The sequence below is a fragment of the Microbacterium sp. Cr-K32 genome (assembly GCF_000708345.1).
Classification (GTDB): domain Bacteria; phylum Actinomycetota; class Actinomycetes; order Actinomycetales; family Microbacteriaceae; genus Microbacterium; species Microbacterium maritypicum_A.
This window is the reverse complement of record NZ_JARD01000018.1, coordinates 134318-146433: the sequence shown is the minus strand read 5'-3', so window position 1 is coordinate 146433 and position 12116 is coordinate 134318. Positions and strand designations below refer to the sequence as shown.

The 12116-nt window shown below is 67.7% G+C and carries 12 protein-coding genes; 4 read left to right on the top strand and 8 right to left on the bottom strand.

The genetic code is table 11. The features are described 5' to 3' along the window. Positions 1 to 28 precede the first annotated feature (28 nt). Positions 29 to 1018, top strand: a complete 990-nt coding sequence (locus tag GZ64_RS0109035) for an NAD-dependent epimerase/dehydratase family protein (RefSeq protein ID WP_029259711.1) — start codon at positions 29 to 31, stop codon at positions 1016 to 1018. Positions 1019 to 1028: 10 nt separating this feature from the next. On the opposite strand, the gene GZ64_RS0109030 is transcribed toward GZ64_RS0109035, so the two are convergent. Further along, a complete protein-coding gene (locus GZ64_RS0109030) occupies positions 1029 to 2135 on the bottom strand; it encodes a fatty acid desaturase family protein (protein WP_029259712.1) in 1107 nt (368 codons plus the stop codon). 249 nt (positions 2136 to 2384) lie between these two features. Beyond that, positions 2385 to 3359 (bottom strand): arsenic resistance protein, encoded by a 975-nt coding sequence (locus GZ64_RS0109025; protein ID WP_231479858.1) that lies wholly within the window; start codon positions 3357 to 3359, stop codon positions 2385 to 2387. A gap of 103 nt (positions 3360 to 3462) precedes the next feature. On the opposite strand from GZ64_RS0109025, the gene GZ64_RS0109020 reads away from it, so the two are divergent. Further along, on the top strand, positions 3463 to 4152 hold the full coding sequence (locus GZ64_RS0109020; protein WP_029266035.1) for a GntR family transcriptional regulator: 690 nt from the start codon (positions 3463 to 3465) through the stop codon (positions 4150 to 4152). A 34-nt stretch (positions 4153 to 4186) separates the two neighbouring features. Here GZ64_RS0109020 and GZ64_RS0109015 read toward each other — a convergent pair whose 3' ends face one another. Next, positions 4187 to 5743: an amino acid permease gene (locus GZ64_RS0109015; RefSeq protein ID WP_081859709.1), complete on the bottom strand. Its 1557-nt coding sequence runs from the start codon at positions 5741 to 5743 to the stop codon at positions 4187 to 4189. Positions 5744 to 6060: 317 nt separating this feature from the next. Between GZ64_RS0109015 and GZ64_RS0109010 the strand changes: the two genes are divergently transcribed. After that, a complete protein-coding gene (locus GZ64_RS0109010; protein WP_021198117.1) occupies positions 6061 to 7083 on the top strand; it encodes a TerC family protein in 1023 nt (340 codons plus the stop codon). Between the two features lie 94 nt (positions 7084 to 7177). Beyond that, entirely contained in the window at positions 7178 to 8458 is a 1281-nt protein-coding gene (locus GZ64_RS0109005) for a hemolysin family protein (RefSeq protein WP_029266030.1), read from the top strand. Positions 8459 to 8579: 121 nt separating this feature from the next. Here GZ64_RS0109005 and GZ64_RS0108995 read toward each other — a convergent pair whose 3' ends face one another. The 5 genes from GZ64_RS0108995 to GZ64_RS0108975 form a co-directional block, all read right to left on the bottom strand. Beyond that, positions 8580 to 9485, bottom strand: coding sequence for an arginase family protein (locus tag GZ64_RS0108995; RefSeq protein ID WP_029266029.1), 906 nt, complete (start codon positions 9483 to 9485; stop codon positions 8580 to 8582). Between the two features lie 40 nt (positions 9486 to 9525). After that, complete coding sequence (locus GZ64_RS0108990; protein WP_029266026.1) at positions 9526 to 10446, bottom strand: SDR family NAD(P)-dependent oxidoreductase; 921 nt, start codon at positions 10444 to 10446, stop codon at positions 9526 to 9528. A gap of 32 nt (positions 10447 to 10478) precedes the next feature. Then, the gene (locus GZ64_RS0108985) at positions 10479 to 11156 is read right to left on the bottom strand and encodes a cation transporter (RefSeq protein WP_029266024.1); all 678 of its coding nucleotides are present in this window, start codon (positions 11154 to 11156) and stop codon (positions 10479 to 10481) included. Then, a complete protein-coding gene (locus GZ64_RS0108980; RefSeq protein ID WP_029266023.1) occupies positions 11156 to 11491 on the bottom strand; it encodes an ArsR/SmtB family transcription factor in 336 nt (111 codons plus the stop codon). Before GZ64_RS0108980 ends, GZ64_RS0108985 begins: the two co-directional genes overlap by 1 nt. 64 nt (positions 11492 to 11555) lie before the next feature. Continuing rightward, complete coding sequence (locus GZ64_RS0108975; RefSeq protein ID WP_021198111.1) at positions 11556 to 12104, bottom strand: hypothetical protein; 549 nt, start codon at positions 12102 to 12104, stop codon at positions 11556 to 11558. Positions 12105 to 12116 lie beyond the last annotated feature (12 nt).

The window sequence follows — 12116 nt, the reverse complement described above, 5'->3', positions numbered from 1 at the left end:
GGCGACGCCGGCGTGACAGGATCGGGACATGGGCACACAGGACATCCTCTTCATCGGCGGCAGCGGTGTGATCAGCGCGGCTTCGGTGCGACGGGCGGTCGAGCTCGGACATCGAGTCACCGTTCTCAATCGCGGTCGCTCCGAGGAGAGGGCGCTGCCGGAAGAGTCCGAGCTCCTGCAGGGCGACATCCGCGACGCGGACGCGGTGCGGGCAGCGCTCGGGGACCGCGAGTTCGACGTCGTGGCCCAGTTCACCGCCTTCACCCCCGCCCACGTGCAGGCCGACATCGCGCGTTTCGCCGGCCGGACCGGGCAGTACGTGTTCGTCAGCTCCGCGTCGGCGTATCAGAAGCCACCGTTGCGCTTCCCGATCACGGAATCGACGCCGCTCCGCAATCCGTTCTCCGGATATGCGCGCGACAAGATCGCCTGCGAGGACGCCCTCACCGCCGCGTATCGCGACCAGGGCTTCCCCGTGACGATCGTCCGCCCGTCGCACACCTACGACCGCACCAGCATGCCCACGCTGGCCGGGTGGAACGACGTGGCGCGGATGCGCGAGGGTCGGCCGGTCGTCGTCCACGGCGACGGTACCTCACCGTGGACGATCACGCACACGAACGATTTCGCGGTGGGTTTCGTCGGCCTCTTCGGGCGCCGTGACGTGCTCGGCGACGTCTTCCACATCATGGGGGACCACGCGCCGACGTGGGATCAGATCTACACCTGGCTGGGCGAGGCGGCAGGGGTCCGTCCCGAGCTGGTGCACGTGTCCTCCGACACGATCGCCGCAATCCGGCCGTCGTTCGCCGCAGACCTGCACGGCGACAGGGCTCACCCGATGGTGTTCGACACCGCCAAGATCCGACGTATCGTCCCCGAGTTCTGCTCCCGTGTGCCGTTCTGGATCGGTGCGCAGGAGATCATCGAGTATCACGATGCCACGCCGGCCCGACAGGTCGTCGACGCCGATCTCGACGCCGATCTGGACCGGATGATCGCGACCGTCCGCGGCTAGAGGCGGCGGTTCACGACCGCAGCGGCACCCCGATCGCGAGCCGCTGATCCGCGAGGGGGCAACGGAACACGTCGCGCTCGCCGAGACCGACCCGGTTGATGTAGCGAACCACGATCGCGTATGAGGCGAACAGGCCGACCTGGGTATATTGCACGTCGTGCTCCCGGCAGTACGCGGCGATGATCGGGGCGGCGCGACGCAGATGCGGGCGGGGCATCGAGGGGAACAGATGATGCTCGACCTGGTAGTTCAGCCCACCCATGGCGACGTCGAGGAAGCGGCCGCCGCGCACGTTCCGACTCATCAGCACCTGCCGCCGCAGGAAGTCCAGGGTCATGTCCCGAGGTACGACCGGCATCCCCTTGTGGTTGGGGGCGAAGGCGATCCCCATGTAGAACCCGAACAGTCCCAGTTGCACCGTCAGGAAGACGAAGGCGATTCCGGGGGACAGCACGATGAACACCAGTACCAGGTATCCGATCATGCGGACGCTGAGGAACGTGATCTCGGCCCACCGGCGTTCGAGCCGGCCCCGCGCGAACATCCGCCGCACGCTCGAAGCGTGCAGCGAGAGTCCTTCGAGGAGCAGGATCGGGAAGAACAGCACGCCCTGATGTCCGCGCAGCCACGTGATGACCGGTCCCTGGTGCCTCGTCGCAGCCTCGGCGGAGACGGCGATGACGGGGAGCTCGATGTCGGGGTCGGAGCCCAGCTTGTTCGGGTTGGCGTGGTGGCGGGTGTGCTTGTGCTGCCACCATCCGTAGCTCATGCCGACGAGCAGGTCGCCGAGGATGATGCTGATCCAGTCGTTCCACCGGCCGGACACGAAGATCTGCCGGTGCGCCGCATCGTGACCGAGGAACGCGATCTGGGTGAACACGATCGCCAGGACGGCGGCGGTGAACAGCTGCCACCAGGTGTCGCCGATCCAGAGGAACGCGAGCAGGCACACGCCCACAGCGATCGGGGCGGCAATGAGCTTCGTCCAGTAGTAGCCGTAGCGCCGGTGCAGGAGCCCGCGCTCGCGTACCTGCTGCGCCAACTCGGTGAAGGCGCTCGATCCTCGGGACGCGTTGTCGCGCGGACGGGTGTGGACGGTCGGACGGATGACGTCCATGATGACCTCGTCTCCGGCGTCGCCCAGAGCGGGCGGCGGAGGTGTTGTTCTTTCGCGAACGGCCCTTCAGAGCGTCGCGTTCGGATCTTCAGTTGTGCTCGCTGGTGCTGACGGTACGCGCCCAAGCTGGGTGCGCGTTCAGGGTCGGGACGGCGCCCGGCGACTCATGATCGGAAGCCCGATCAGCGTACGCAGCTGTACGTCCCGACAATGCTCGACGGTCCGCCGGGGCGATGATCGTCGCGGCGCTCAACGCTGCCTGATCAGGCGTGGGATCACCGCGACCATCGCCACCATGACGATCAGCTCCACCATCGTCTGGGTGACGACGACGAGCGGCGTGAGCGTGAACGCGTCGGGCAGGGCCAGAGCGAGCGGGAGCACGACGAGAGAGTTGCGCGTGACACCGCTGAAGACGACCGCGCGGCGGCCCGGCGTGTCCAGGCCGGCGACCCGCGCGAGGACTGCGCCGAGGGGCGCGGCGATCACGGCGAAGATCGCGAAGACCGGCACCGTGAGGAACAGACGCCCCCACGCGCCGCCAACGGCGAACACCTGCGAAGCGACGACGGCCGCGAGGGTGAGCATCATCAGCGGCACCATCGCCGTGGCGGAACCGCGTTCGATCACGCGGGCCGAGGCGAACCTCCTGGTCAGCACTTGGGTCAGTGCGGCGAGTGCGAGCGGCAGTGCGATCAGCAGCAGGAACGCGTCGATGAACGGGCGCGGGTCGACGACGCTCATCGCATCGGTGCCGAAGAAGAGGGAGAGGTAGACGGGGAGCAGCAGCATCTGCAGCAGCATGAGCAGCGGTGTCGCGGCCAGAAGTCGGGAGCGGTCGCCGCCCGCCAGGCCCGTGAACACGATCACGTAGTCGACGCACGGGGTGAGCAGCACGAGAAGCACCCCCAGCAGGATCGCCTCATCGGCCGCCACCACTCTGCTCACGCCGAAAGCCAGCGCCGGCACCACCACGAAGTTCAGGAGCAGAAGCGTGCCGAGGAAGCGCCCGTCGACGAATGCCCGTCCGATGTGCGCGAACGGCACGCCCAGGAACGTCGCGAACAGCAGAACGCCGAGGAGCGGGGTGACCGCCGACTCCCACACCGGTGCCGTCGAGGGGGAGAGGAGGCCGACGACGGCGCCGACCGCGATCGACGCCAGGTACAGCGCCACCTGATGCCGTTCTCCCCATGCCGTGAACGCGCGCACGGTCACCTCCACGACCCGGTATTCTCTCGCCCGTTAGGTCGGATGCGATACATTGCAGTGTAGGTAGAACTTCAGGCTCTACAGCGATTCCGTGCTCGAGTGGAGGACAAAAGCGGTGGCACTCTCAGGCGGACCCCTCGAGCGCAGGTCGATGAGCGACGAGGCGTACAACCGGTTGCAGGATGCGATCATCAGTGGCGAGCTGCGCCCGGGTGAACGTCTGCGAGACTATGAGCTCGCAGAGCGCCTCGGCACGTCGAAGACCCCGATCCGGCATGCCCTGGACCGCCTCGCCGACCATGGTCTCGTCGAGATGCAGCGCAACCGCTACACCCGCGTCGCCCCGATCGATCTCGATCAGGTCCGCAACGCCGTCGATCTCTTCGGAGACATCTGGATCGGCTCGGTGCGCCACGTGATGCCCCTGATCCAGGACGACGACATCGTCTATCTCACCGAGCTTGCCGACGAGATGTCCGCGGCGGTGAAGGCACGCGATGTGGCGGGGTTCGGTATCGCGCTCCGTGCGGCCGCCACCGGATTCGCGCGCATCGAGGGCAACGCGTCGCGAGCCGTGATCATCGAACGTCTCGGGCCGCAGATCCGGAGGTTCAGCCAGCACTCGCGGGATGCATTCGACTGGGAGGTCGTCGGTGCTTTCGTCGTCTCCCTTCGGGAGGCGATCCTCGAGCGTGATGCGGTGAAGACCCGCGCGGTCCTCGTCACCTTCTTCGACGAGGTGCTCCCCGCCATCATCGATCGCGCCCAGGAACAGGAGCTCATCCGCTCCGATATCCAGGACTAGCGGGCTCATCCAGTTCTAACGGACTGCAGCTCGCTCAGGCCGAGTCGGACGTCTCCGTCGGTTCAGGCGTGAAGTTCGCCCCCTGTCGCAGCGCCTGAACCTCGCTGATCCTTCGCCGGGCGAGGAACCAGCCGCCGATCAGTGCGGGGACGATGACGATCAGCGTGCCAACGGTCCAGGTTCCGGTGGGGTAGTCGAACGCCATGAGGACGATCACCGACGCCAGGAAGGCGAGGGTGAGGTAGGACGTGAACGGCGCCCCGAACAGTCGGAACGACGGCCGCACGATGCGTCCCTGCAACGCCCAGGAGCGGAGGCGCAGTTGGCACAGGATGATCGTCGCCCACGCGGCGATGATGCCCAGCGCCGACATGTTCAGCACGATCTCGAAGGCGTCGTCGGGAACCGCGAGATTGAGCAGGACCCCGATCAGGGCGAACCCTGCGGTGAAGAGGATTCCGGCGACCGGGACGCCACGCCTGCTCATCATTCCGGCGACCTTCGGGGCCGCACCGGAGGCGGCGAGGGAATGGAAGACGCGGCCGGTCGAGTACAGGCCTGCGTTGAGCCCGGAGATCGCGGCGGTGATCACGACGAAGTTCATGGCGCTCCCGGCGATCGCCCCGATCTCCGGGCCGCTGATGTGGGTGAAGAAGGTCACGAAAGGACTCTCCCCGGCTCGGTAGACCGTATACGGGAGCAGGAGTGCGAGCAGGAGCACCGACCCCACGTAGAAGACGCCGATCCGCAGGATCACGGAGTTGACGGCTCGAGGTACGAGCTTGGCCGGATTCTCGGTCTCGCCGGCAGCCGTACCGATCAGTTCGATCGAGGCGTAGGCGAACACGACGCCCTGCATGACGATGACCGCGGGAAGCACGCCTTCGGGACTGAAGCCTCCGTTCTCGCTGAGCATCTGCAATCCCGTCGGTCCCTGATCTGTCTCCCAGCCCGCGGCGAGGACCACGATGCCGATGAGGAGGAAGGCGACGAGAGCGGCGACCTTGATGATCGAGAACCAGAACTCCATCTCGCCGAACAGGCGGACCGAGACGAGGTTGAGTCCGACCACCACCACCAGCGCGACCAGGGCGAGCAGCCACTGGGGCACGACGTCGAACGCCGACCAGTAATGCACGTACAGTGCGACGGCCGTCGAGTCGACGATCGCGACCATGCCCCAATTCAGCAGGTAGAGCCACCCTGCGGCGAAGGCCAGCTTCTCGCCGTAGAACTCGCGAGCGTAGGAGATGAACGATCCGGATGACGGCCGGTGGAGCACCAGCTCGCCGAGCGCTCGGAGGATGAAGAACGCGAAGACACCGCAGATCAGGTAGGAGACAGCGAGCAGGGGGCCGGCCGTGTGCAGTCGTCCCCCCGCTCCCATGAAGAGGCCGGTGCCGATCGCTCCGCCGATGGCGATCATCTGCAGATGCCGCGCCTTGAGAGAGGTGTGATACCCGGTCTGCTCGTGTGCGAAGTCCTGGACCGACGTCGACACGTCGCCGAGCCTCTCGCGGTCGTTCTCGAGATCAGGGGCCCGGTCTCGGGCGCCCGGCTTCTCGGTGGCATCATCGCTGGCGTGCGGCATCGCGGCTCCTGTCTGGTCGGGTGACGCTCCGCAGCATCGGACGCGACCGAAAAGGGATAGACGGGTAATATGTGAAATGTTACTGATTCACGCGTCGAAACCCGATATGCCGTTCTCTCTCGTGGCGTGACGTTATCAGCAGATCCACAGGAAGAGCAAAGGGTCTTCTCCTAATCTGAAGACACCCAAGGGGAGTACTCCGACACGGTGGGGTCGTCATTACGGATGCACGTCGCATCCCGGGCCACCGGTTCCATGTTCCATGGAATGGAGAAGACTTTGGCGGTACTGTCGTACCCCGAGTCTGGAGTCCGCATTTGGATATCACCCCTCTGATCTGGATCATCACGATCGCGGTCACGATCGCCTTCTTCGTCTACGAGTTCTTCGCTCACGTGCGCACACCGCACGAGCCGACGATCGCGGAATCGGCGCGCTGGTCGATCTTCTACATCAGCCTCGCGCTGCTGTTCGGTGTGGGTATCGGCGTCTTCTCCGGGTGGACGTTCGGCGGCGAGTACTTCGCCGGATACCTCACCGAGAAGGCCCTGTCGATCGACAACCTGTTCGTCTTCCTCATCGTGATGACGGGTTTCGCCGTGCCGAAGAAGTACCAGCAGAAGGTGCTGATGATCGGCATCGTGATCGCGTTGATCCTGCGCGGCATCTTCATCGCCGTCGGCGCGACGCTCATCGAGAACTTCTCGTGGATCTTCTACCTGTTCGGCGCTCTGCTGCTGGTGCTCGCCTATCGTCAGGCGTTCAGCAACCACGAGAGCAACCCCGCGAACGGGCGCTTCATGACGTTCGTCCGTCGGCACCTGCCCGTCAGCGACGAGTACAACGGCGACCGGCTCACGGTCGTGAAGAACGGCAAGCGCTTCGTCACGCCGATGCTCCTCACCATCATCGCGATCGGCTTCATCGACCTGGTGTTCGCGGTCGACTCGATCCCCGCGATCTACGGCCTGACCGACCAGGCCTACATCGTCTTCACGGCGAACGCCTTCGCGCTCATGGGACTGCGACAGCTGTACTTCCTCATCGGCGGTCTGCTCGAGCGCCTCGTCTACCTGGCACAGGGACTCGCCGTCATCCTCGGATTCATCGGCGTCAAGCTGGTCCTGCACGCTCTGCACGTCAACGAGCTGCCGTTCATCAACGGCGGCCAGGGCGTCGAGTGGGCGCCGGAGATCCCGATCTGGTTCTCGCTGCTGTTCATCGGCGCGACCATCGCGGTCGCCACGGTGGCGAGCCTCATCAAGACGCGCCGTGCACCGGGCGACACCTCCCACGACATCTCATCCGCCGACACCACCACCAAGAAGGAGCACTCTTGAGCGCGCAGCGCTGTTCTGACTCTTCGGATTCTGACAGTACGAGCGCCCGGTTCGTCCCGGGCGCTCACCCCACCGCAGACGAGGCGGCCCGTTGATGGGCGACCTGCTCTGGAACATCGCCCTCGTCTTCGCGTTCGTGCTGATCGGCGGTGTCTTCGCTGCGACGGAGATGGCGCTGGTCACGCTGCGCGAAAGCCAGATCAATGCGATCGGCCAACGAGGGCGGCGCGGTGCGAAGGTCGCCGCCCTCGCCCGCAACCCCAACACGTTCCTCTCGGCGGTGCAGATCGGTGTGACCGTGGCCGGGTTCGCCTCGGCGGCGTACGGAGCGACATCGATCGCGCCGTCGCTGGCGCCGGTGCTCGAGTCATGGGGTCTCGCCCCCGCTCTCGCCCTCACCGTCGCGACCCTCGTGCTCACGCTGGTGATCGCCTACCTGTCGCTGGTGCTCGGCGAGCTCGTGCCCAAGCGTCTGGCGATCCAGAGAAATGCCCAGTTCGCCTACGCGGTCGCGCCTGCCCTCAACGGGTTCGCGACGGTCATGCGGCCGGTGATCTGGCTGCTCTCGGTCTCGACGAACGCCCTCGTCCGAGTGCTCGGGGGAGATCCGCACAAGACGAGCGACGAGATGACCGACGAGGAGGTGCGCGACATCGTGGCGAGCCATCAGGGGCTGCCCGATGACGAACGGCGCATCCTCGATGATGTGCTCTCCCTCCGTGGGCGCCAGGTCAGCGAGGTCATGCGACCGCGCCCCGAGGTCGTCGCCCTCGGTGAGGCCGCGAGCGTCGGCGAGGTGATGGCGCAGGTGCGCGACCTTCCCTTCTCGCGTTACCCGGTCTCGGAGACCTCGATCGACGACATCACCGGATTCGTGCACGTGCGTGATCTGTTCGAGGCCGCATCCGACGACCCGGAGCGTCCGCTGAGCGCGCTGATGCGCGACATCCCGTACATCCCCTCGACCGCGCGCGTGCTGCCGACTCTGACGCGTATGCGGGCCGAGGGTCACCACATCGCGGTGGTCGTCGACGAGTACGGCGGCACGGACGGTCTGGTCACCCTGGAAGACCTCGTGGAGGAAGTCGTCGGCGAGATCTTCGATGAGTACGACGCCGAGGTGTTCATCTCTGCGGACGACGGCATCGACGGACGTCTCAACCTGCAGGACTTCGAGGAGGCGACGGGGCTGGCGATGCCGCGCGGGTCGTCGGACACCATCGCCGGGTTCGTGACCGAGCAACTCGGACGTCTCGCGGTCGTCGGCGACACCGTGGAGGTGCCCGGAGCCACGATCCAGGTCGCCGAGGTGGACCGCCGACGCATCGCCCGCGTGCGGGTCATGACCGAACCCGTCGTCGAGCCGGAGGCGTGAGTCCAGGCGGTGGCTCTGACGAGTCCGGGCGTCACGAGCCCGGCCGTCAGGAGTCCGGCCGTCAGGAGCCCGGCCGTCAGGGGCGCCGATGTCAGAGGCGCCGATGTCAGAGGCGCCGACGTCAGGGGCGCCGCACCCGGGTGCCCAGTTCGCCGAGGCCCGCTGTGAGCACCTCGACGAGCAGGCGTGCGTGGCGCCCATCCGGGTCGAGGTCGGGATCGAAGACCGTGATGGAGGCGCCGATCGCGCGAGGCGCGAGTTCCCGCAGCAGTGCGGTGAGTTCCGCCGCGCTGATCCCGCCGGCATCGGGGCTGTCGACCGCGGGCATGATGGTCGGGTCGAGCACGTCGACGTCGAGTTGGAGCCAGTACGCGGGACCGGCGACGGCGGCGCTCTCTGCACCCACGCGAGCGGCTCCGAGAGAGGTGACATCGGCGGCGGGGGTGACGCTGCCGAGGATGCCACGTACCTCGTCCTGATCCTCATCGTCGGCGCGGTGACCGATGTGCGCGGTGTGCTCGGACCGGAAGTAGGGCGCGAGCCCGTCGATGTCGGCGATCGACGGCCAGTGTGCGCCGACCGCGGCGGCGAGGGCCTCCCCGGCCACGCTCGCGCATTCGTCGCTGTTGCCCGGGTGGCGGAAGTCGGTATGGCCGTCGATGTGCACGAGGCCGACACCGCCGCGGCGTGCGGTCGCGAGACCCGCTCCGAGGAGGATCGCGCAGTCGCCGCCGATCACGAGGGGAGCCTCGCCGCGGTCGATGGCCGCGCCGATGCGCGTGGCGAGGCGCTGGGAGTGGTCGATCATCGCGCTCTCGTTGCGCACGCGGCCGGCCGGCCGGGTGTCGTCGTCATCGACGTAGCGGCCGGCGAGGACGACGCCGGAGTCGGAGGCACCGCGTTCGACGAAGCGCGCGAAGAGGCCGACATCGCGTAGCGCCTCCGGCGCCTTCGCCGCGCCCGGCACGCTCCCGCGCTCCGGCGGGCGCAGGCCGAGGTTCGACGGGGCAGAGAGCAGTGTGATCATGGGCTCATCCTGCCGCGGGGGTCGGACATAGCGGCCCGGATCATGTCGGGAAACGCACCCCGGTGAGGCGCTCTGCCGCGGTCCACAGCTGCGCCCCGATCGCGGCGGAGCGCACGTCGTCCGATGCGGTCACCCGTGTCGGCGTTCCACGGAACTCGAGCAGTCCGCCCGGACCCCAGTAGTCGCCGTCGACGACCTCCGAGGCGGTCGCGGCATGCACGATCGGGAGGGCCCCGCCGTCCTTGCCCTGCACGAGTGCTCGGGTCGGGGAGGCCACGGCACGGACGAAGCCGGAGACCTCGGCGAGGCCCGGTCGTGGGGGAGTGAGGGGATCGACCGCATAGCCCGGGTGTGCGCAGACCGCCGCGCGAGAGGAACCCGACCAGCGTCGCGCGAGCTCGAAGGCGAAGGCCATCAACGATGCCTTCGACCTTCCGTACTGTCGGAGCGAGGAGCCGCTCCACGGTGCGTCGAGGCTGGCGGCATCGAGGGCGGCGGCGTCGAGATGTGCGAATCGGTGCGCGATCGATCCGACGGCGACCACGCGGGCATCCGGGGCGAGGAAAGGCTCGAGCTGGGCCACGAGTGCGAAATGACCGAGGAAGTTCGTGCCCACCATGAGGTCGAGGCCGTCGCTCGTGCGCGCCGAGCGGTCGGCCGCCTTCACCCCCGCGTTGCAGATGACCGCATCGAGTCGCTCGCCGATGCCCGTTGCGGCCAGGGCGATGCTGTCGAGGGAGCCGAGGTCGAGCCCCCGCACGCGCAGGTCGGCAGCCGGAACCCGGCTTCGGATCGCGGCGACCGCGATCTGCGCACGTTCGGGGGAGCGGCAGCCCAACAGCACGCGTGCGCCCCGGGCGGCGAGCTGTTCGGCGCACCAGTATCCGATGCCGGCGTTCGCGCCGGTGACCAGCACTGTGCGTCCGCGCAGGTCTGCGGGCGGGAGGGGAGCGGCATCCATCTCCCCAACCTAGGCGTTGTGCGCGTCAGTGGTCAGTCGTCGTGGTGGTGGTGGTCGTGGTCGTGCGCGTCCTCGTCGTCGAGGAGCATCCCCACCGAGGTCGCGCAGGCATCGCCCTTCCAGGCCTCGATGCCCTCGCGCACCGCGAAGGCGGCGATCACGAGACCGGCGACGGCATCCGCCCACCACCATCCGAGCAGCGAGTTGGCGATCAGCCCGATCAGCACGGCGGCGGAGAGATAGGTGCAGATGAGCGTCTGCTTCGAGTCCGCGACGGCGGTGGCCGATCCGAGTTCCTTGCCCGCACGTCGTTCCGCGAGGGACAGGAAGGGCATGACGGCGACGCTGACCGCGGTCAGGACGATACCGATCGTGCTGTGCTCGGGCCGCTCGGTCGTGACGAGCGCGGCCACGGAGGTGGCTGTCACGTAGAGCGCGAGCGCGAAGAAGGCGACGGCGATCACCCGCAGGGTCGGCTTCTCCCAGCGCTCCGGATCGCGGCGGGTGAACTGCCAGGCGACGGCGGCCGCGGACAGCACCTCGATCGTGGAGTCCAGCCCGAAGCCGATGAGCGCGGCGGATGAGGCGACGGAGCCGGCGGCGATCGCGATGACCGCCTCGATCAGGTTGTAGCCGATCGTGATGCCGACGATCAGGCGGATGCGGCGGTGGAGGGTGTCGCGGCGCGCCGCGGTTGCCGTGGCGGTCATCAGCAGGTGCAGCCTTCGCCCGAGCAGCAGTCCGGCTCGACGATGAGGGTGACCCGCATGAGCATGTCGAGGGCCGGAGCGAGGTGGCGATCCGCGAGTCGGTAGCTGCTGCGGCGTCCCTCCGGAACGCTCTCGACGAGCCCGCATCCGCGGAGACAGGCGAGGTGGTTCGACATCGCCTGCCGCGAGACGCCGAGGGTGTCCGCGAGGTCGGCGGGGTAGCGCGGTGCTTCGCGCAGCGCGAGCAGGACGCCGGCGCGGGTGGGGTCCGACAGCGCATGCCCGAGGCGGGCGACGGCGGCCGTGTGGGTGAGGGAGGCCAGAGCAGTGGTCACGCCACTACTGTACAGAAAAGGCTGAATTCAAGAAAACTTGAATTCAGCCTTCTCTGTGAGGGTCTCAGCGGATCGCGTACACCGCGCTTCCGACGATGACGGCCACGACGGTGGTCCAGCCGATGATGGCCAGAGCCTGCCAGAAGAGGATGCGCGCCCTGCCGATGCCGGAAGCCGCGAGCATGGTCGCGGTGAACTGCGTCGGCAGCAGGAGCGGTCCGAGCAGGCTGACCCCCGGAACGCCGTAACGCTCGAACGCACGCTGGAACTTCTCGCGACGCGCGGTGCCGCGGCCCGTCTCGGCCGCATCTGCAGCCGGCTCGTCGATCGTGCCGCCGCCGGCACCGGCGAGCGCCGCGGTCTTGGCGCGCGAACGGTTCACGACGGCCTGTCGGGCTCCGGAGCTGACGAGCACCACCACCAGGACGCAGAGGAAGTTGCCCACGATCGCGGCGATCGCGGCGATCACCGGAGAGATGCCGCCGATGATGCCGATGCTCACCGCCCCTTCGCCCTCGATGAAGGGGATCGCGCCGGCGAGGGCGACGATGAGCGGCTGCACGAGCTCGGGGACCTGGGCGACCAGGTTCTGGAAGGTCTCGATGAGGTTCAAGGGATGCTCCCG